The following is a 22,122-nucleotide window of genomic DNA, read 5'->3' as shown; positions in this document are numbered from 1 at the left end:
GGGAGGCTAAAACGTGGGGACGGGCAACTTGTACCGCAAATATATGAAAAATAACTTATTCGTCAAAATGATTCTATTGTTCGCCGGCATCACGATCGTCACGATCATCACGTTCTCCTATCTGATGTACTTATCCATGTCGCAATCGGCTCTTCAAAGGCAGCTTGACGTGCAGAAGCGGGCGATCGAAAGCGTAGGCAATTATATCGGGAGCAAATACGATTCCGTGCAGACAATGATGGTCGACGTGTATCGGGACAATCAGCTGGCATTCAATATGTCATATTTAATGGAAAAGCCTTACCCGGACTATGTGAAGTTCGGGCTCGATCAATACTATAACAACAACAGCTCCTCCGTGGACGCCGTACAATATTTTCGCAATATGCTGGACGACGATGCAGACATTACGAGCCTCATGATGTACAGCGCGGAGCAGCAGCAGCTCTATACGTATAACGTGAACAGGCAGTTCAAAATCGTTTCGACGAACGCGGCAAATTCGTACGTGCCGGACGCCATGTACTTGGAGGAGGGCTCGAACGTCTCGCTTCCGAACATTTGGGTGAAAAAAGCCGTTAAGCTGAATCCTGAGCTCAAGCTGTACGGCGTGAAAGTGCCGATTAACAACAATCAGACGCTGCGCAATATCGGCCAGCTGCTCGTTTTCTTCGATGCGGACAAAATCAAAGCCAGCTACGCTTCGATGGAGGACAAGCTGATGGGCTCCATCCTCGTGCTGTCCGCGGAAGGGGAAGTGGTGTTTGATACTTCGGACGTCTATTATGGCAAGCCCTATCCGTACTTGGAGCAGATCGAATCGGTATACGATTCGGACAGTGAAACGAGCCAAGGGATGATCGTGTCGAAGCTTCAGCGCACGAAGGGCGGCTTCACTGTGCTTAGCGTCGTGCCGAAGAAAGAGATAGAAGCGTCGTATCGCGGCGTCCGCAGCACGATCGTGACGATCAGCTCGATCTGTATTTTGTTCGCGATTCTCATCCCGTCCATCTTCATCTCGAACTTCGCCAAGCGGACGCATAACATCATTCGCGTTACCCGCAAAGTGAAGCAAGGCGATCTGACGGTCCGGATCGCGGACGGCAAGGAAGACGAGCTAGGGCAAATTTCGAAGAGCTTCAACGATATGCTCGAAGAGCTGAACCAATATATCGACCGGGTGTACAAGGCCGAGATCAAGCAGAAGCATACGGAACTGGCGGCGCTCGAGGCGCGCGTCAATCCGCACTTCCTGTACAATACGCTCGAGGTCATTCGGATGAGGGCTATCTCCCAAGGGGCAAGCGATGTCGGCGAAATGATCTACAGTCTGTCGGTGCTGTTCAAAAGCTACGTGCACCAGAAGCCGAACTATACGCTGCAGGACGAGCTGGAGGCGTGCCGCCTTTACCTCGAGCTGTTCCGCATCCGCTACAAGGACCGATTTGCCTACGCCTTCGATTGCAGCCCTGAGCTGAAGAACAAGAAGGCGATGAAGATGTCGCTGCAGCCGATTATCGAAAATTACATATTGCACGGTCTAAGGTCGGCCAGCAGCGACAACCGCATCGATATTGAAGTGGCGAAGCAAGGCCAGTTGATTAGCGTAACGGTATCCGATAACGGCAAGGGCATAACGCGGGAACGACTCGAAGAAATAAAGTCGTCGCTGGCCGCGCCGGAGAACGTCGGCGAATCGTTCGGGCTGCGCAGCATTCATGAACGGCTGCAGCTGCTCTACGGCGACGAATACGGTATCGCGATCGAGAGCAAGCTGGGCGAAGGGACGACGGTGTCCGTTTATTTTCCGGATGAAGGGGAGGTTTGATGCGGATATGTACAAGGTGTTTATTGTAGACGACGAGCCGTTCATCATCGAAGGGCTTTACGATATTATCGATTGGGGCGGCATGGATCTGGAGATTGTCGGCCATGCGGAGAACGGGAAGGATGCGCTGGAGGCTCTCGCGGGGCGTCCGGCCGACATTCTGATTACCGATATCTCGATGCCGGTCATGAACGGGCTAGCTCTTATTAGAAGCGCAAGGGAGACGCTGAATGCCGACCTGAAGGTTATCGTGCTAAGCGGCTTCAACGAGTTCGATTATTTGAAGGAAGGCATGCGGCTTGGCATCGAGAACTATTTGCTGAAGCCGATCAATCTGGAGGAGCTGAAGGCGACGCTGGCTAATACGATCAGCAAGCTTAACGAAGCCAAGGCGAGCATCGATTTCAATAAGCAGAGCATACGGATCTTGCGGGACAATGTCATGTACCGCTGGCTCATGAATCAGATCGATCCGGCGCAGTTCGGCGAACGCGCGGAGCTGCTCGGCATAAAGCTCGATACGCCTTATGTCGCGATCGCCATCATTAGCATGGCGCACCTGCAGAGGGAGACGCTCGATTGGATGGCGACCCGCAATGAAAGCGACTATGGCACGTCCATCATCGCATTCCGCGATATGGAGGGCGATGTCGTCGTTGTGTTCAAGCTGAACGAACGAGAGGAAGGCTTGGAGCAAGCAGCGCAATTGCTGCGCAGCTTTAGAGCCGAGTGGCCGGGCAAGGAGCAGCCGAGACTGTCGCTCGGAAGCGCGGAGAAGCTGGAGGATGCAGCGCACAGTTATGCTCATGCCCGCAAGGCGCAGGAATATTACATGATCTACCCTGATCGGGAAATCGTACGTTATGACGAGCTGCCGAGCGGGCAAGGCGACAATCAGCAGCGGTTTCCGCTTGATTGGGCGGAGTATGCGCAGCTCATTATGGCGAAGGAGAAGGAGGAGCTGCTGCACCGCCTGGAGGATGATTTTGCGCAGCTGCAGAAGCGGGAAGGACTTACTCCGGCCGATATCCGCGATACGGGCATGGAGCTGGCGGTTCGCTTGAAGATGCAGCTCGAGGAAATTCGCCACGACGAGGAAACGCAGCTGTTCCAAGGCAGCTTCGATCAGTTGCGGCAGGCTGCATCGCTCGAGCAAGTGGTGGAGATGCTGAAGGAAGCGGCGGGACTGACGGTCGATGCGCTCATTCGCGATGTGAAGAGTCCGATCGTGCAGCAGGTGCTGAACCATATTAAGGACGCCTTCAACGAGGACCTGTCGCTGAAGAAGCTGGGCGCCATGTACAACATCCATCCCGTCTACTTGGGCCAACTGTTCCATAAGGAAGTGAACGAGACGTTCACCGAATACATGAATAAGTATAGGGTCGAGAAGGCGAAGGAGCTGCTGAAGAATACGACGCTTAAGGTGCATGATATCGCCACGAACGTCGGTTACTGGGAGACGGGCTACTTCTATAAGCAATTCAAAAAACATGTCGGCATCTCGCCGTCGGAATACAGGGGGCTGCTATAGCGATTTCTCGTCGCGAAGCAGCTTTCTTTATTTTGAGCATGATTTATTTAGTTTCTATTCTATTTGAAAATGTTTTCATTTTATAAAGTTAAGGGAGTTCGAAGGACAAGCGTTAAGTAACAGGGAAAAGGCTTTCACGCAACGACAGCACGTATAAACGATCATGCTGCGCGGAAGGATGTAACCATGCGAAGCTTGTCCCGAGAGCGATATTCGAAGGGGAGGGTAACATACATGAGTAACAAGAAAACCCGATTTTCTGTGCTGTTAACGGCACTGCTGGCGTTCGCGCTAGTTGTAAGCGCATGCGGCAGTGACAACAAAACGGAGAGCAACGGCAACGGCGGATCGTCGGAGAAGCCGGTTGAGCTTATCTGGTACACGATTGGCGTACCGCAGAAAGATTTGGCTAAGGTCAATGAAAAAATCAACGAATATACGAAAGAAAAAATCAATGCAACGGTTAACATGAAAATGATCGACTTTGGTGACTATACACAAAAAATGCAAGTAATGGTTTCCTCGGGCGAGCCAATGGACATTTTGTTCACAAGCTCGTGGGCGTTCGATTACGTGCAAAACGCGCGTAAAGGCGCATTCACGGCGATCGACGATCTGCTCGAGACAAGCGGCAAAGGCATCAAAGAAACGCTTGATCCGGCGTTCCTCGAAGGCTCCAAGGTTGACGGCCATAACTATGGCGTGCCTGCCAACAAAGAGCTTCCTGCTCAAGAGGTATGGCGCTTCAACGATGAGCTCGTGAAGAAATACAACCTGGACATCAAGAGCGTAACGACAATGGAAAGCCTAGAGCCGCTTTTGAAAACAATCAAGGATAACGAGCCGCAAGTGACGCCGCTCTCCCTTACGAAAGATTTCGTGCCGCTCATGCCTTTCGATTACATCATCGAGAAGCTGCCAATGGCCGTTTACTTGGACACAACAGATTACAAAGTGCTTAACATCTTCGAAACGCCTGAGCTGAAGGCTGCTCTGGATACGATGCACAAGTTCTACGAAGCAGGATACATTTCGCCTGAAGCAGCGACGACGACTTCGGTTGAAGACCTGTACAAATCGGGCAAATGGTTCACGGACCGCGCTTCGACTCAACCGCTTGCGGAAAATCTATGGACGGCAAGCTACGGCTACCCGGTTACATCGACGCCTGCCGGCAAAGCGTACACGTTCAACTGGTCGGTTATGGGCTCGATGCAAGCGATCTCGGCTAACTCCGAGCACCCAGAGAAAGCAATGGAGTTCTTGAACCTGCTTAACACCGATCCGGTGCTTCGCAACATGATCGACTCCGGTATCGAAGGCGTTCACTACGAGAAAGTCAGCGAAAACGTAATGAAAAACCTGCCTGACTCGAAAAACTACGATATGCCGACGTTCTCCCTCGGCAACTTGCTTATTACGTACTTGAACGAGAACGACCCTGAGAACAAATGGGAGCTGTTCAAAGAATTCAACGCATCGGGCATCGACGCTCCGCTGCTTGGCTTTAACTTCGACGCAACAAAAGTATCCAAAGAAATTGCAGCTGTACAAAACGTTAAAGAAGAGTTCTGGTCTGCATTGATGACGGGAGCAGTTGATCCTAACGAGTTCCTGCCGAAAGCGAACGAGAAATTCAAGGCTGCTGGCCTTGATAAGGTAATCGCGGAAGTACAATCGCAGCTTGACGCTTGGAAAGCAGCGAACAACAAATAGTAGGCAACGCGAATCGGGCGGGTGAAGAATCTTCGCCCGATTCTTTTCTTTTTTACGCTATCAGGAGTCTGGAGGGATGATTATGAAAACGCTCGGCGCTATTTTCAAAGACGTCGTTAAAAATAAAGTAATGCTGCTCATGGTGCTTCCGGGTGCCCTATGGTTTCTGTTCTTCTCCTATATCCCGATGCTCGGGACGGTTATCGCGTTCAAGGAATACCGGTTCGACAGAGACGGGTTCTGGGCCAGCATCGTCAACAGCAAATGGGTAGGTCTCGATAATTTCAAGTTTCTATTCAGCACGGACGATGCTTATATCATTACCCGCAACACGATTTTGTATAACGCGGTGTTCATCGTAGTCGGTCTTGCGCTGGCGGTGCTTATGGCCGTCGTATTGTCCGAGATTACGAATAAGAAGCTGTCGAAGCTATATCAGACCGGCATGTTCCTTCCGTACTTTTTGTCATGGGTAATTGTCGGATATTTTGCGTTCAGCTTCCTAAGCTCGGAGCGCGGCCTGTTGAATTATGTGTTCGAATATTTCGGCTGGGAATCGATGCAATGGTACTCCGATCCGAAGTACTGGCCTTATATCATCGTGTTCATTTATCTATGGAAAGCAGTCGGCTATAACAGCGTCGTCTACTTGGCGGCCATTATGGGCATCGACAAATCGCTTTATGAAGCGGCGATGATCGACGGAGCTAACAAATGGCAGCAAATCCGCAACATTACGCTTCCGCTGCTGTCGCCGATCATTACGATCATGACGTTGCTAGCCGTAGGTAAAGTGTTTTACGCAGACTTTGGCTTGTTCTATCAAGTGCCGAGGGATTCGGGAACGTTGTATTCCGTCACGAACGTTATCGACACGTATGTATACCGCGGTCTGAAAACGACAGGCGAGATCGGCATGAGCACGGCGGCCGGCTTGTATCAATCGGTAGTCGGATTCGCTCTGGTCATTACGTCGAACTATATCGTGCGCAGATTCAATAAAGATAACGCCTTGTTCTAAACTTCGGAAGGGAGTTGACGCCAAATGTCACTAGTTAAGAAAAAACAACGAGATTTCCATAAGCTGTCTACGCCATGGAACGCGGCCTTTAATTTGTTCGCCGGCCTATTCTCTTTTATATGCGTATTTCCATTTTTGTTCGTAGTCATTATTTCGTTTACGGATGAGAACGCTCTGGCAAGGGACGGATACCGACTCATTCCGACGGAGTGGAGCCTCGAGGCCTATAAATATGTATTCCAAACAGGCGATACGCTGCTTCGTTCCTATGGGGTAACGATCTTCGTCACCGTCGTGGGCACGATCGTCAGCCTGCTGTTCATTGCCCTATATGCCTATGCGCTGTCGCGCAAAAGCTTCAAATACCGCAATTTCTTCGCTTTCTTCGCTTTCTTCACGATGCTGTTCAACGGCGGTCTTGTGCCGTCTTACATTGTGACGACGCAATTGCTCGGTCTTAAAGATACGGTTTGGGCGCTTATTTTGCCGCTGGCCGTTAATGCGTTCTATATTATGATTCTTCGGACGTTCTACAGCACGAGCGTGCCTGATGCAGTCATCGAATCGGGTAAAATCGACGGCGCCGGCGAGTTCGGCACATTCATTAAGCTCGTTCTGCCGCTGTCGCTGCCGGGTCTGGCTACGATCGCGCTGTTCAGCACGCTCGGTTATTGGAACGACTGGTTCAACGCTTTGCTCTATATCGACAATCCGAATCTCGTGCCGCTGCAATCGATGCTGATGCGTATCGAGACCAATCTTCAATTCATTATGCAAAATTCGCAAAACAGCTCGCTTGGACTTGAGGCGCTGCGCAATATGCCGCAGGATACGTCGCGTATGGCGATGGTTGTACTGGCGACGGGACCAATCATCTTCGCTTATCCGTTCTTCCAGCGTTATTTCATTCAAGGTTTGACAGTCGGAGCGGTTAAGGAATAGAAGAGAGGAGCGATCATACGTGATATACAAAGAGAGCCATCGTCCTGTAGCGGAACGGGTAGCCGATCTGCTCGGCCGAATGACACCCGAGGAGAAGGTCGGACAGCTGCTGCAGCCGTTCGGCTGGCAGACTTACGAGCATAAGGACGGCAAAGTAGAGCTTGCCGAATCGTTCAAGCAGCAAGTCGAAGCTGGGGGCGTCGGCTCCTTGTACGGCGCGCTTCGCGCCGATCCATGGACGGGCGTGACGCTGGAGTCGGGCTTGTCGCCGCGCGAGGGCGCGGAAGCGGTCAATGCGATTCAGCGTTACGCGATGGAGCATTCGCGGCTTGGCATTCCGATTCTGATCGGCGAGGAATGCTCGCACGGCCATATGGCGATCGGGGCGACGGTATTCCCGGTGCCGCTGTCGTTAGGCAGCGCGTGGAACGTCGAGCTGTATCGCGAGATGTGCCGCGCCGTGGCGAAGGAGACGCGCAGCCAAGGCGGCGCCGTCACGTATTCGCCGGTGCTCGACGTCGTGCGCGATCCGCGCTGGGGGCGTACGGAGGAATGCTTCGGCGAAGATCCGCATTTGATCGCAGAATATGCGAAAGCTTCCGTTGAAGGTTTCCAAGGCGAGTCGCTTGCTCATGAAGATAGCGTGGCCGTGACGTTGAAGCATTTCGTCGGGTATGGCAGCTCGGAGGGTGGACGCAACGCCGGTCCGGTTCATATGGGCAAGCGCGAGCTGCTTGAGGTTGATATGCTTCCGTTCAAGGCGGCGGTTGAAGCAGGAGCGAAATCGATCATGACGGCCTACAACGAAATCGATGGCGTGCCGTGTACGACGAGCAGCGAGTTGCTGCAGGATATATTGCGCGACGAGTGGGGCTTCGACGGCATGGTCATTACCGATTGCGGGGCGATCGATATGCTGGCGTCCGGACATGACGTAGCCGAAGACGGCTTGGACGCGTCCGTGCAGTCCATAACGGCAGGCATCGATATGGAAATGTCAGGCGTTATGTTCGGGCAGTATTTGCTGCAGGCTTTGAGCGAGGGCAAGCTTGATCCGGCTGTATTGGATACGGCAACTGCTCGCGTTCTGGCGTTGAAATTCGAGCTCGGCTTGTTCGAGAAGCCTTATGCCGACCCTGATCGGGCGGAGAAGCTGATCGGCAGCGAGGAGCATATCGCGTTGGCGCGCCGTATTGCAGGAGAGGGCATCGTGTTGCTGAAAAATGATGGCGGGACGCTGCCTCTGGAGAAGGGGACCGCGGGTCGGATTGCGGTCATCGGTCCGAATGCCGACGCGTTCTATAATCAGCTTGGCGATTATACGTCGCCGCAGCCGAAGGATAAGGTCGTGACCGTGCTGGAAGCGATTCGCAGCCGGTACAAGGAAGATCCGGACGCGGTGTTGTACACGCCGGGCTGCCGCATTCGCGGCGAGTCGCGCGAAGGGTTCGAATCGGCGCTGGCATGCGCCGCTGCGGCCGATACGATCGTCATGGTCGTCGGCGGCTCGAGCGCGCGCGACTTCGGCGAAGGCACGATCGATCTGCGCACCGGCGCCTCGAAGGTAACGGAAAATGCGTGGAACGACATGGATTGCGGCGAAGGCATCGACCGCGTCTCGCTTGGTTTGTCCGGCGTGCAGCTGGAACTGGTTCAGGAAGTGCATAAGCTCGGCAAGCCGGTCGTCGTCGTGTACATTAACGGCCGTCCGATCGTAGAGCCGTGGATCGACGAGAACGCGCATGCGATCGTGGAGGCTTGGTATCCGGGGCAGGAGGGCGGAAGTGCGATTGCCGATGTGCTGTTCGGCGACGAGAATCCGTCCGGTCGTCTGACGGTATCGATTCCGAAGCATACCGGGCAGCTGCCGGTTTACTACAACGGCAAGCGTTCGCGAGGCAAGAGGTATTTGGAGGAAGATTCGCAGCCGCGGTATCCGTTCGGATACGGGCTTAGCTATACAACGTTTGAGTATTCGAATTTGTCGGTCGAACCGGCTGAGCTCGCCGTGGGCGAGGAAGCGATGGTGACGGTGGACGTTATGAATACAGGTGATCGCTCAGGGGCGGAGGTCGTACAGCTCTATGTGTCCGATGTTGCGAGCAAGGTGACGCGCCCGGAGCGTGAGCTTAAGGGGTTTGAGAAGATCATGCTTGCTCCTGGCGAGAAGCGTACCGTTACATTCACGGTTGGAGCCGAGCAGTTGCAATATATCGGCAAGGACATGGTGCCTGTCGTAGAGCCTGGCTTGTTCCGCGTGCTTGTGGGGCGCAATGTGCAGGATACGTTGAGCGCAGACCTCATCGTCCGGGAGGCGAAGTAAGGATGGAGCGGATTAGACGATTTATACGCGAGCTTTCGGAGCGCCAGTGGCTCGAGCAGGTGGAGCTGAACGATTGGACGATCGACCGCTCGACTTATGTGCTGCCGGGACAGTATGAAGGAATTGTTCCTTATCCGGAAGGAAACGACTACAGCCGTTTTCCGAGCAAACAAGGCACGACTTATTTTTTCCGTAAAAGCTTGGAGCTGCCTGCCGGTTGGGCGGGCAGCGGCGGTATCGGCTTGATTTTCGATTCCGGCGGCGAGGGGCTGCTGCGCGTTAACGGCGCTTCCGCGCAAGGGATTGATCGGAATCATACGTTTGTTACGCTGAGCGAAAGCATAGGGGGCGGTAACGGCCGGTTGGAGCTGGAGATCGAGATGTACGATCCGATTCCCGAACCGGTGGATCCGCTTAATCAGCAGGCTGTTATTCAGCCTCCGATGACGGCGATCCGCAGCTTGCTCGTTCGAGTGAATCATCCCGTGCAAAGCCTGATGTACACGGCAACGGTCGTAAGAGACAGCATGCTGCTGATTCCCGAGCAGGATGGACGGCGCAGCCGGTTAATGGCCGCGCTGTATGAAGCGATGGACGCGTTCGTATCTTTAGACGAGCGGCAATGGTCGCTGCCCGTGACGGGAGCGGTCGCAGCCATCGAGGAGCGGCTGCGTGCCGAGGTTCAGCGGATCGGCGGCAATGCGGAAGGTCTGATGCATATGGTCGGCCAATCGCATATCGACATCGCTTGGCTGTGGCCGGCGCGGGAGACGGTTCGGAAGACGAGCCGTACGTTCTCGACGGTCGATGCCTTAATGAATGAATATCCGCAATACCGGTTCACGCAGAGTCAACCGTTATTGTTCGAATACTTGAAGCTGAACGACCCGGAATTGTATGAGCGGGTGAAAGCCAGAATCCGCGAAGGACGCTGGGAGCTGGTCGGAGGCATGTGGGTCGAGCCCGATCTGAACATTCCGAGCGGCGAATCGTTTATGCGTCAAATGCTGTACGGGCAGCGGTTCTATCGGGAAGAGTTCGGCATAACCTCGGAGATCGAGTGGCTGCCGGACACGTTCGGTTATTGCGCTTCGCTGCCGCAGATATTGAAGCATGGCGGCATTCGTTATTTCATGACGACGAAGCTTGGATGGAACGATACGAACGTTTTCCCTTACGACCTGTTCCATTGGGTCGGCATCGACGGCACGCCGATGCTCTCGTATTTGAATCACGGCGTCAACGAAAACACGCTGCCGAAGGACGTGCACGATCACTGGCAGTCTTACCGCGAGAAGGATAAACATGCGGAGCAGATGTTGTTGTTCGGACATGGCGACGGCGGCGGCGGGGCAACCCGCGAAATGCTGGAGTACATCGACCGCGCAGAGCTGATGGTCGGGCAACCGGCCAGCCGCTACAGTACGGCGGCCGATTTCTTCGCTGGCACCGACGAGGCATCGTCTTCGCTTCCGAAGTGGCGCGGCGACTTATATTTGGAGCTTCATCGCGGCACGTATACCACGCATGGACGCAATAAGTTGTACAATCGCAAAGCGGAAATTCTGTACAGGGAAGCCGAGCTATGGCAATCGCTTGCTTATGACGGTGGCGACAAAGCGCGGCTGGATTCCGTCAAGTCTGAGCTGCATGAGGGCTGGAAGCTGATTCTGCTTAACCAGTTCCACGATATTATTCCTGGTTCGGCGATCACGGAAGCATATGAGACTTCGACGAAGGAATATGAGCAAGTGTTCGCGAAGGGCCGGGCTGGTCTGCAGGCGGGGCTTGAAGAGCTGACTGCCGGAATCGGAGCTGGCGGCGCGGCTGGCGAATCGCTTGTCGTATTCAACAGTCTCGGCTGGAGTCGTGACGTCATGCTGCGGCTGGCGGACGCTGCTTCAGATCTGCAGGCTTACGATAGCAATGGAGTGAAGCTGTCGATGGACCGGATGACTGAGGATGGTTCGGCGGTAATCAGAGTGCCGAACGTTCCGGCTCTTGGTTATAAGACGATAGGGTTGAAGCGTGAGGGTGCTGCGATTTCGGCTGATGCAGCTCTTGCTCCGCTTGAGGATAGATGGGAAACCGAGCTTTACCTGATTACATTCAACGAACGCGGCGAAATTGCAAGCTTGATCGATAAGCAGGCCGGCAGGGAAGTGTTGAAGAACGGCGAGACGGGCAACCGGTTCGACTTCTTCCATGACCGCCCGACGTTATGGGACGCTTGGGATATCGACGACCGTTATGAGCAACAGCCAGCCGGAAACGCTGTGCTGCTGGGCAAGGAAGTCGTATTGACGGGCGAGACGATGGACGTGCTGCGCTTCCGCTGGCGGATCGGACAATCCGACATTAGCCAGGACATGATTCTGTACCGTGATGACAAGCGGATCGACTTCGTGACGAAGGTGAACTGGAACGAGGAGCATAAGCTGCTGAAGGTCGCATTCCCGGTCGATATCGTGACGGATAAGGCGACCTACGAAATTCCTTTCGGCGCTTTGGAACGAGTGACGCATCGCAATACGAGCTGGGAGCAGGCGCAATACGAGGTTTGCGGCCATCGGTTCGCCGATGTATCCGAGCGCGGTTACGGCGTAAGTTTGTTGAACGACAGCAAATATGGATACGATATCCAAGACGGTGTCATTCGCCTGTCGTTGCTGCGCGCGCCAAAATGGCCGGATGTTACCGCCGACCTTGGCGAGCACGCGTTCACTTACTCGCTGTATCCGCATGAGGGCGATTGGCGAGAGGCGCATACGCTGCGCAAGGCGGCGGAGCTTAACAGCGAGGCTGTTTCGGTTTCCCTTGCGGAATCGCCGGCGGTATCGGAGCAGTCGTATATTTCGTTCGACGGCGAGCATGTGGTCGTCGACACGGTGAAACCTGCCGAGGACGGCGACGGTATCGTCATCCGTCTGTACGAATCGTCCGGCGGCCGCGAGAGCGTCACGCTTGGCTGGCCGCATGCTTTCTCGCAGGCGCGGGTTTCCAACGCGTTGGAGGAAGAGCTTGAGCCGATCATGGCCGAAGACGGTCTGATCACGCTGCACTTCGCGCCGTATGAAATCAAAACGATAAAATTGACCTTTTAAATAGAAGCATTGGCAATAACCGCGGCGAATAGAGCTAGTTTCTAGCTCTATTTTGCCTAAACACACGTTAGTTTGCGAATAAGGCTGCATTTTAGCTCTATTTGATCAAGGAACACCGTCGTAGGAGGCTTTTTCGGAGGCAATGCGGCGAATAGAGCTAATTTCTAGCTCTATTTTCCCGTAACACACGTTAGTTTGCGAAATAAGGCTGCATTTTAGCTCTATTTGATCAGGAACACCGTCGTTGGAGGCTTTTTTGGAGGCAATGCGGCGAATAGGGCTAATTTCTAGCTCTATTTTGCCTAAACACGCGTTAGTTTGCGAATAAGGCTGCATTTTAGCTCTATTTGATCAAGGAACACCGTCGTAGGAGGCTTTTTCAGAGGCAACGCGGCGAATAGAGCTAATTTCTAGCTCTATTTCCTAGACACACACCAAAGTTTGCGAAATAAGGCTGCATTTTAGCTCTATTTGATCAGGAACACCGTCGTACGAGGCTTTTTCGGAGGCAACGCGGTGAATAGAGCTAATTTCTAGCTCTATTTTGCCTAAACACACGTTAGTTTGCGAAATAAGGCTGCATTTTAGCTCTATTTGATCAGGAACACCGTCGTACGAGGCTTTTTCGGAGGCAATGCGGCGAATAGAGCTAATTTCTAGCTCTATTTCCTAGACACACACCAAAGTTTGCGAAATAAAGCTACCTTTTAGCTCTATTTGGCCAGAAACACCGTCGTAGGAGGCCTTTTCGGAGTCAACGCGGCGAATAGAGCTAGTTTCTAGCTCTATTTTGCCTAAACACACGTTAGTTTGCGAAATAAGGCTACATCCTAGCTCTATTTGGTCAGGGACACCGTCGTAGGAGGCTTTTTCGGAGTCAATGCGGCGGATAGAAGTATGCGGAACACTAAGATTAACTTCATATGGACAGAGGAGAGATTCGCTGTGGAACAATTCAGATTGCCTAAGATACCAATGCCTACGCTTGAACTGCCGGGTGCGGTTCAAGACGTGTTGAAAGAAGCGGAGCAGAAGCTGGCGCATCGCCCTAAGCTGCTTCAGCTGTTTAAGAACTGTTTTCCGAATACGCTGGAAACGACGACGAAGCTGATGGACGACGGCACGACCTTCGTCATTACCGGCGATATTCCAGCGCTTTGGCTGCGTGATTCCGTCGAGCAGGTGATTCACTACGTGCCGCTTGCTAAGGATGACGCCGACCTGCAACGTATTATCAGCGGCCTAATCAAACGTCATATCGCTTATATCGGCATTGACCCTTACGCGAACGCGTTCAACGAAACGGCGAACGATTGGCATTGGAATACGACCGACGAGACGGAAATGTCGCCATGGGTTTGGGAGCGCAAGTTCGAAATCGACTCGCTTTGCTTCGTAATCCGACTGGCTTATCAGTATTGGAAAGAAACAGGTCTTACGGATATTTTCGACGCCGGCTTCAAGCAAGCGATGATCACGATCTATGATTTGTTCAAAACAGAGCAGCATCATTTCGAGAAATCGCCGTACCGTTTCACGCGGGATAACGGCATCAAGGAGGACTCGATACGCAATGATGGAATAGGCATGCCGGTCAACTATACGGGCATGGTCTGGTCGGGCTTCCGTTCGAGCGACGACGCTTGCGACTTCCACTACAACATTCCGGGCAATATGTTCGCGGTTGTGACGCTGCGCCAAATGCAGGAGTTCGCCGAGTGGGTATTCCGCGATATGGACTTGCTTGCGAAGTTGAAGCGCCTAGAAGCGGACATCGATCATGGCATTCAACTGTACGGCATCTATCGCCATCCCGAATTCGGTCCTATCTACGCTTACGAGACGGACGGCTTCGGCAATTACTGCCTGATGGACGACGCCGGCACGCCGGGCCTCGTCTCGATTCCGTATCTCGGATACGTAACTGCGGATGATAAGGTGTATCAGAACACAAGAAGATTTGCGCTTAGCCACAGCAATCCTTTTTATTATGAAGGCAAAGCGGCCAAAGGAATCGGAAGCCCGCATACGCCTCCAGGCTACATTTGGCATATGGCGCTGTCCATGCAAGGTTTGACGGCAACGACGAACGAAGAGAAGCTTGCGATGATCGATATGCTGGAAGCAACCGATGCGGATACCGGCTTCATGCATGAAGGATTCCATTCCGACGATCCGACGATCTTCACTCGAAAATGGTTCGCTTGGTCGAACAGCTTGTTCTCGCAGCTGGTGTACAAAGCGATGAAGGACGGTCTTCTATGATGAGCCGATTCATCCTATTCGCCGATCCGGCGTTCCCGATCAGCGGCGCAATGAATGCGGCACAGGCGGCCGCGGCATTGACGGGATTGACGGAGATCGGAACGGCAGTAGACGCAGAAGGTCTTGGCGCCGCGCTTCGCGCGGCTGAAGGCGGCTGCTTCATTAATATGCACGCGCCGTACTTCCCGAAGGCTGCGTGGGCGGATATCATCGATTTCTTGCAGCGTGGAGGCAGCCTGCTTAGCATTGGCGGAGCGCCGTTCAAGCATCCCGTTCGCCAAGAAGGCGGCGAGTGGATCGTGGAAGCGGAGCAAACCGCCTATCATCAGCAGCTTCATATCCATGAAGCGCTTCGGGTAGACGGAAGCCGCGCGGCAAAACACGAAGCGCTGGGCGATATTCCTTTATTCGAAGGTAGCGAGACTTTGCTGCCGATTCACGATACGTGGAATCTGGTTCCGCATGTTACGAAGAGCAGCGACCTCCCGCATCAGATGGGTTCGTCGGGTCCGATGGACACGCGCGTCTATCCGCTGTTGAAAGGCATTAGCGCGGAGGGTCGCGAAGTATCGGCTCCGGCTGTGCTTTGGGAGCATGTCGGCGGACCGTTCAAGGGCGGCCGCTGGCTGTTCGTCGGCCAGCCGCTTACGGCCGACTTCTGGTCTGCCGGCGGCGCGGAGCATGTGGCGAGCTGGGCGGCATTCGCCGCTCGCGGCGTAACAGAACTGTGGTTGAAGCCGAATTATGCTTCTTATGAAGCTGGCGACCGCGCGCAGCTGACGCTGCAGACGCAGCGGTTAAGCCGCTCCGCTGCAAGCGCGTCTACTACGTGGAGCTTCGATCTAACCGTCCAACGTGAAGGCGAAGCAGAAGTTCTATGGACAAAAACTTGGCAAGAGGAAGTGACGGACTGGCATAATATCGTCCGCATTTCGCTGCCTTTTGATATCGAAAGCGGCTTCTATCGCGTTACTTGCCGCGCCGAAGCGCCGAGCGGAGAAGTACGCGTGCTGAAGCAAGGCTTCTGGGGCAGGGACGACGAGCTGCTGAAGCAAGGGGAACCGATTCAAATAGGACGCGACTTCTTCGTGAAGAACGGCAAAACGATGCCTGTCGTCGGCATGACGTATATGACGAGCGACGTTGCTCGCAAATTCCTGTTCCTGCCGAATGCGGCGGTCTGGGACCGCGATATGGCTCAAATGAAAAAAGCCGGCATCAACTGGATCCGCACGGGTATATGGACGGCCTACCGCAATATTATGCAGGTTGACGGTCATGCGTCGGAGGAAGTGTTGCGCGCGATCGATGCTTTCGTCCTAACGGCGAAGCGTCATGATCTGCAGTTGACGTTCACCTTCTTCTCCTTCACGCCGGAGCCGTGGGAAGGACTCAATCCTTACCTCGATCCGCGCAGCGTGGAAGCGCAGAAGCGGTTCATTCGCTCGATCGTCTCCAGGCATCGCGAGACAACGAATATCGACTGGGATCTTATCAACGAGCCGTCCATGTTCGATCCTGCTCAGATTTTTTCCGACGGACCGAGATCTTGCCGCGATCCGTTCGAGCAAGCCGCATTTGCGGAATGGCTGGAGAAGCGTCATGGCTCAATCGATGTGCTGAGAGAGCACTGGAATTTGACGCCGCTGCAATTGCCTGACTTTGCATCCGCTAAGCCTCCCGAGGCCGAGGAGATCAACTTCAGCATTCAGGACATTCATTCGGCGAAAAAAGGGACGCGTTGGCTCGACTACGTGCTGTTCTCGATGGACATGCACAATAGATGGGCATCGGAGCTGACAGCCGCGATCAAGGAGCTTTGTCCGAACCATCTTGTAACGGTCGGACAGGACGAGGCGCTTGGCGCTCAACGGCCTTCGCCGTTCTTCTATGCGGAAGCGGTCGATTATACGACCGTTCACTCCTGGTGGTTCAACGATTATCTGTTATGGGACGGAATCTTCGCGAAGACGGCGGATAAGCCGAATGTCATTCAGGAAACGGGCATTATGTACGTGGAGACGCCGGACGGCAGGGCGAAGCGTTCTGAGGAGGAGCTTCGCGGCTTCTTGGAGCGTAAGTACGCATACGCCTTTGCAACGGGCGGTGCTGGAGCGATCCAATGGATTTGGAATACGAACTTCTACATGGATAACGCGAACGAATCGCAGATCGGCGCGCTTCGCGCGGATGGAACGGAGAAGCCGGAAGCCGACGTATCGTACGATTTCGGCGCTTTCATAAGCGAGATCGGCCATCTGCTCGGAGATCGGGAGCTGGAGGATATTGCAGTCGTATTCCCGTATTCGAATGACTTCTCGAATCGCAAGCTCGCTTTTGACGGGACGACACGCCTCACGCGGGCAATGTCTTACGAGCTGAACCTTCCGTTCCGAGGCGTATCGGAGTATCATCTGGACGATCTAACGGCGCAGCCTGCGAAGCTGATCGTGTTGCCAAGCGCGCATAACGTAGACAGCGATGCGCTCCGCCAGCTATTCGTCGTTGCAGAGCAAACCGGAGCTACGCTGCTTGCAACAGGTCCGCTAAGCTTGGACGCTTACTGGCATGTGACGGGGCGCGTAGAAGACAAGCTGGGCGCAACGGACGTTCGCAATGTTCAACGCGAGGAGAGACTCGTACTTGAAGGCGAAGCGTTGCCGGTATCGTACGGCCACCGCCGCATCGCGGAGATCGCGAAGGAAGTGCCCGTTGATGGCGCTGCGGAACAGCGGAATAACGCAGCTGGCGGTTATGAATTGTTTGAAATGCCGATTGGCAAAGGCAGATTCCTCTGGAGCTCGCTTCCGATTGAGCTGAACGATCGGCTCGAGCCGCTTGTGAAGCTGTACCGTTACGCCGCTGACGCGGCTGGCGCTAAGGGCGGCCTCGAATGGCTGTCCGGCGGCGACCTGTCCGGCGTGTATGGGCGGAAGCTGAGCTACGAGAGCGGATATTTATATGTGTTTGTATCGGAGTATGCTTGGGACGCCGATATCGCCGTGAAGGATGAGAGCACTGGCATATCCTATGCGTTCAAGCTGGAGAAAGAGCGCAGCGTGTTATTTTTCGCGGATCGCGAGGGACGGCTGCTGTCGGTCTATCGTCCGAACGAGGTAAACGTGGTAGTCACCGAATAGGGATGACTGAAAATGCATAGATGAGCTAACAAAAAGAGAATAAAGCGGGAGCCGGCAGGCTCCTAACGGTGGAGGCGATTAACATCATGGCAAAAAAACGCACGGCGCATATTATCTCCCATACGCATTGGGATCGGGAATGGTATTTGCCTTACGAGAAACATCACGTCCGCCTTGTCGAGCTGGTGGATGCGCTGCTGGATAAGCTTGAAGAAGATCCGGCGTACAAAAGCTTCTATATGGATGGACAAACGATCATCCTGGAAGATTATTTGCAGGTCCGCCCCGAACGTCGCGAGCGGCTCGAAAAATACATTCAAGAAGGCCGCATCATCATCGGCCCTTGGTATATTTTGCAAGACGCGTTCCTTACGAGCAGCGAAGCGAACGTACGGAATATGCAGATTGGGCATCAGGACGCGCTTCAATACGGCACGCCGTCCAAAATCGGCTATTTCCCCGATACGTTCGGCTTAACGGGGCAGACGCCTCAATTAATGCTGCAAGCCGGCATTACGAATGCGTTCTTCGGACGCGGCGTGAAACCGACGGGCTTCAATAACACGGTATCCGACGGCGGCTACGAGTCGTCGTTCTCCGAGCTGCTGTGGGAAGGGCCGGACGGCTCCAAGGTGCTCGGCATCCTGTTCGCCAACTGGTATTCCAACGGCAACGAGGTACCGGTCGATAAACAAGAGGCAGCCGATTACTGGGAGCGGAAGCTGGCTGACGCCGAGAAGTACGCATCCACCAACCAATTGCTGTACATGAACGGCTGCGATCACCAGCCGATTCAGCTTGATCTGCCTGAGGCGCTGGAGACGGCGCGTCAGTTGTACCCGGACACGGAGTTTATCCATTCGACGTTCGAAGATTATTTAGTCGCCGTTAATCAATCGATGGATCAAGCGCTATCCTCGGTTAAGGGCGAGCTGAGAAGCCAGCGGACAGACGGCTGGGGTACGCTCGTCAACACGGCGTCGGCCCGTGTCTATCTGAAGCAGATGAATCAGCTCGGACAAGCGATGCTGGAGAAGGTTGCCGAGCCGCTGGCGGCATTAGCCAAGCTTACGGGACAAGCCTATCCGCATCATCTGTTCACCTATGCATGGAAAACATTAATGCAGAACCATCCGCATGACAGCATCTGCGGATGCAGCGTCGATGAGGTTCACCGCGAAATGGTTACCCGCTTTGACAAAAGCCGCCATGTCGCAGAATCGATCATCGACAGCAGCAAAGCGGCGCTATCCGATGCGATTGATACAACGGGCTTCGGCCAACACGGCAAAGACGCGCTGCCCGTCGTCGTATTCAATACGACGGGCTGGGAGCGTTCGGGCGTGCTGACCGTAGAGCTCGACGCGCTGCGTCTTTACTTCCGCGACGGCTATACCCTAGAGGAAGCCGCACGAATCGTGAAGGAGACCGATCTATCTGGTCGCGTACTCATCGATGCTGAGGGAACGGAAACGGCATACACCATGGAGGATCTAGGGCTGCAATTCGGCTACGATCTGCCGGACGATAAGTTCCGCCAGCCGTACATGTGCCGCCGGGTGAAGCTGACGTTCGAGGCTGCTCAAGTGCCGGCGCTCGGCTGGAAGACGTACGCTTTGGTCAAAACCGACGCAACAGCGCCGACGAATGAAGCTAACCGCGCCTCCATGGTGACGGGAGCTGCTTCGATGGAAAATGACCGTCTATTGGTCACGATTGCGGAAGACGGTTCTTACACGCTGACGGATAAAGCGAGCGGCACCAAGTACCGCGATCTCGGCGTATATGAGAACACGGGCGACATCGGCAACGAGTATATGTACAAGCAGCCGAATGGAGAAGCCGCGCTTACGACGAAAGACTTGAAGGCGAGTATCCGTCTGATCGAGGATACGCCGTTCCGCGCTTCCTTCGAAATTACGCATGACTGGCAGCTGCCGGCATCGGCGGAGAGCAAGCTGGATGAGGAGCAGCGCGAGCTGATCTACTATCCTGAACGCAAGTCGGGCCGCTCGAATGAGATGGTGACGATGACGATTCGTACGGTGCTGTCCTTGGAGCGCAGCGGCAAAGGGCTGAACATCAAAGCTACTTTTAATAATCAAGCGAAGGATCACCGCCTCCGGGCATTGTTCCCTACCGATCTGGCTGCGAGCACGCACCGGGTAGATTCGATGTTCGAAATCGCCGAGCGCGGCAACGAACCTGCGCCGGAGTGGAGCAATCCAAGCAACGCCCAGCATCAGCAAGCATTCGTCGACGTAAGCGGCGTCGATGCGGGATTGACCGTTGCGAACCTCGGGTTGAACGAGTACGAGGTGCTGAGGGACGGTCGCAACACGATCGCGGTTACGCTGCTGCGGGCAGTAGGAGAGCTTGGCGACTGGGGTTACTTCCCTACGCCGGAGGCGCAATGCCTAGGCGAGAGCACGGTAGAGCTTTGCTTAATACCGCACGGCGGCAATGGAATGAACGGCGGCGCTTACGCAGCTGCTTACCAGTTCCAAGTACCATGGACATCCAGCCAGACGGGCGTACACGAAGGCGCGGTTGCGCCGGCGCATGCGCCAATCCGCTGGGAAGCAGGCAGCGGGCTCGCCTTCTCTTCCATGAAGCTGAAGCCGGGCAGCGACGATGTCATGCTGCGCTGGTTCAACATGGGTGCGAACGAGACGGCGTTGTCTCTTCATAACGCTAGCTCGCCATACAGCAGCGACATCTTGGAAACACAAGGTGCCGCGCTTGAAGCGAATGGCTCCGGCCAGCCGTCGTTGAAGGTTCAACCATACCAGATCGTGACGATCGGAATGGCTGCTAACGCAAAATAATAGACTCAATTCTACAAACTTCCCGAACATTCTTCATGATTCGGGAAGTTTTTTTCGTCTTATGAGTCATTTTTGAGGTATAATGGGGATTGTGTGAACAAAATCAAAGCAAATTTGCTGTTTTTACAAATATTAAATAGATAATCTATTGACGTTCAATAGAATATCCGATAGGATTACTTGTATTAATACATTCATTTGTAGATACAAGGGGAGAAAACAAAATGAACAACAAGAAACTTCGTTCTATGCTTGGTCTGATGCTGGCCGTCGTTATCGTAGCAACGGGCTGCGGACAAGCGAAGAACAACAACGCAAACGAAGCAGCAGGCGGCAATAACCAGTCTGCTAATGTAGAGAAGGTAGACGTTCCTGCGGCATTGGCCGATAAAGGCGATATAAAACTGAAAGTAATCCGCAAGATCGGCGGAGACGATCATACCGCACAATTCCTTGCTGGCGCAAAGCAAGAGGGCGAAGCGCTTGGATTCAGCGTCGACACGTTCTCGGCGAACGGCGACACGGTGAAGTTCCTTGACGCGCTTGACCAAGCGGCGAACAGCGACGTAGACGGCGTAGTCGTCTCGCACGGCGATGACCCTGCTACAGTGAAAGCTGTACAGAAGCTAAGAGATAAAGGCATCGAAGTCGTTGCTTTCGATTCCGTGGGAGAACTGTCCGGCGTATCCGGCGTTACTCTTACTTCGCAAGACGACGAAGCGCTCGCGCAATTCGCCCTAGACAATCTCGTGAAAGAGCAAGGCGAGGATGCAAAGATCGTATACCTTTGGGTAGACGGCTTCCCTCCAATGGTACGCCGCAACAAGGTATACACGGATACGCTTGCCAAATACCCGAACATCAAGGAAGTTGACCGTTTCGGCGTTGCGAATGAGAACACATCGGTTGATACGCAAAACGCGGTAGCGGCAATGCTGACGAAATACCCGAAAGGCGAGATCGACGCGATCTTCGCAACTTGGGATGCTTTCGCAATCGGTGCAGCTAGAGCGCTGATCGAAGCGGGACGCACGGAAATCAAGATTTACGGCATCGACGTATCGAACGCCGACCTGCAAATTATGCAAGAAGAGAACAGCCCTTGGGCATCCACTGCTGCGGTTGATCCGAAGATGATCGGCGCGGTGAACGTAAGATTGCTTGCGAAGAAGCTGGCTGGCGAAGAAACGCCTGCATCGTACAACTTGGAAGCGGCGTTGATTGACCAAGAAACATTGAAGACGTCGGCTAACCCTGTCAACATGGTTACGCTTGCCGAAATCATCCCTGGCTGGGGAACGACGGATGCTTTTGAAGAGGACTGGATCAAATCGTTGAAAGCCGCTAACGGCAAATAGACGAAAGCAGCCATATCGAATAATGGTACAGCTAGCACTAGCTGCATGAAGCTTAAGGAAAGC

11 protein-coding genes are annotated in these 22,122 nt (G+C 54.0%); all 11 read left to right on the top strand.

The annotated features are described in order from the left end of the window. Positions 1-13 precede the first annotated feature (13 nt). The 11 genes from AC0YN0_RS17360 to AC0YN0_RS17310 all read left to right on the top strand — a co-directional run bounded on the left by AC0YN0_RS17360 (position 14) and on the right by AC0YN0_RS17310 (position 22,059). Positions 14-1,828, top strand: coding sequence for a sensor histidine kinase (locus AC0YN0_RS17360; RefSeq protein ID WP_475822373.1), 1,815 nt, complete (start codon positions 14-16; stop codon positions 1,826-1,828). Between the two features lie 7 nt (positions 1,829-1,835). Further along, positions 1,836-3,362, top strand: a complete 1,527-nt coding sequence (locus AC0YN0_RS17355; RefSeq protein WP_475822372.1) for a response regulator transcription factor — start codon at positions 1,836-1,838, stop codon at positions 3,360-3,362. Between the two features lie 234 nt (positions 3,363-3,596). Continuing rightward, positions 3,597-5,078 carry an ABC transporter substrate-binding protein gene (locus AC0YN0_RS17350; RefSeq protein ID WP_475822371.1) on the top strand — a complete coding sequence of 494 codons (1,482 nt, stop codon included), beginning with the start codon at positions 3,597-3,599 and terminating at the stop codon, positions 5,076-5,078. A gap of 82 nt (positions 5,079-5,160) precedes the next feature. Then, positions 5,161-6,099, top strand: coding sequence for an ABC transporter permease (locus AC0YN0_RS17345; RefSeq protein WP_475822524.1), 939 nt, complete (start codon positions 5,161-5,163; stop codon positions 6,097-6,099). A 24-nt stretch (positions 6,100-6,123) separates the two neighbouring features. Continuing rightward, positions 6,124-7,041: a carbohydrate ABC transporter permease gene (locus tag AC0YN0_RS17340; protein WP_442048442.1), complete on the top strand. Its 918-nt coding sequence runs from the start codon at positions 6,124-6,126 to the stop codon at positions 7,039-7,041. Between the two features lie 79 nt (positions 7,042-7,120). Then, positions 7,121-9,364, top strand: coding sequence for a glycoside hydrolase family 3 N-terminal domain-containing protein (locus AC0YN0_RS17335; protein ID WP_475822523.1), 2,244 nt, complete (start codon positions 7,121-7,123; stop codon positions 9,362-9,364). Positions 9,365-9,366: 2 nt separating this feature from the next. Further along, positions 9,367-12,468 (top strand): alpha-mannosidase, encoded by a 3,102-nt coding sequence (locus tag AC0YN0_RS17330; protein ID WP_475822370.1) that lies wholly within the window; start codon positions 9,367-9,369, stop codon positions 12,466-12,468. A gap of 945 nt (positions 12,469-13,413) precedes the next feature. Beyond that, entirely contained in the window at positions 13,414-14,733 is a 1,320-nt protein-coding gene (locus AC0YN0_RS17325; protein ID WP_475822369.1) for a glycoside hydrolase family 125 protein, read from the top strand. Further along, the gene (locus AC0YN0_RS17320; RefSeq protein WP_475822368.1) at positions 14,730-17,873 is read left to right on the top strand and encodes a beta-galactosidase; all 3,144 of its coding nucleotides are present in this window, start codon (positions 14,730-14,732) and stop codon (positions 17,871-17,873) included. Before AC0YN0_RS17325 ends, AC0YN0_RS17320 begins: the two co-directional genes overlap by 4 nt. A gap of 86 nt (positions 17,874-17,959) precedes the next feature. After that, the gene (locus tag AC0YN0_RS17315) at positions 17,960-20,701 is read left to right on the top strand and encodes an alpha-mannosidase (RefSeq protein WP_475822367.1); all 2,742 of its coding nucleotides are present in this window, start codon (positions 17,960-17,962) and stop codon (positions 20,699-20,701) included. Positions 20,702-20,925: 224 nt separating this feature from the next. Further along, positions 20,926-22,059, top strand: a complete 1,134-nt coding sequence (locus AC0YN0_RS17310; protein ID WP_475822366.1) for a sugar ABC transporter substrate-binding protein — start codon at positions 20,926-20,928, stop codon at positions 22,057-22,059. Positions 22,060-22,122: the final 63 nt, after the last annotated feature.

The sequence above is a fragment of the Paenibacillus sp. J22P218 genome (assembly GCF_056269195.1).
The sequence above is the reverse complement of the archived record's forward strand: the minus strand, read 5'-3'. Positions and strand labels throughout refer to the sequence as shown.

Bases quoted from the DNA above. Each gene is read 5' to 3' on its own strand.
- AC0YN0_RS17315 (WP_475822367.1), top strand. From the start codon at position 17,960: ATGGCAAAAAAACGCACGGCGCATATTATCTCCCATACGCATTGGGAT.
- AC0YN0_RS17350 (WP_475822371.1), top strand. From the start codon at position 3,597: ATGAGTAACAAGAAAACCCGATTTTCTGTGCTGTTAACGGCACTGCTG.
- AC0YN0_RS17355 (WP_475822372.1), top strand. From the start codon at position 1,836: ATGTACAAGGTGTTTATTGTAGACGACGAGCCGTTCATCATCGAAGGG.
- AC0YN0_RS17320 (WP_475822368.1), top strand. From the start codon at position 14,730: ATGATGAGCCGATTCATCCTATTCGCCGATCCGGCGTTCCCGATCAGC.
- AC0YN0_RS17335 (WP_475822523.1), top strand. From the start codon at position 7,121: ATGACACCCGAGGAGAAGGTCGGACAGCTGCTGCAGCCGTTCGGCTGG.
- AC0YN0_RS17345 (WP_475822524.1), top strand. From the start codon at position 5,161: ATGAAAACGCTCGGCGCTATTTTCAAAGACGTCGTTAAAAATAAAGTA.
- AC0YN0_RS17340 (WP_442048442.1), top strand. From the start codon at position 6,124: ATGTCACTAGTTAAGAAAAAACAACGAGATTTCCATAAGCTGTCTACG.
- AC0YN0_RS17310 (WP_475822366.1), top strand. From the start codon at position 20,926: ATGAACAACAAGAAACTTCGTTCTATGCTTGGTCTGATGCTGGCCGTC.
- AC0YN0_RS17330 (WP_475822370.1), top strand. From the start codon at position 9,367: ATGGAGCGGATTAGACGATTTATACGCGAGCTTTCGGAGCGCCAGTGG.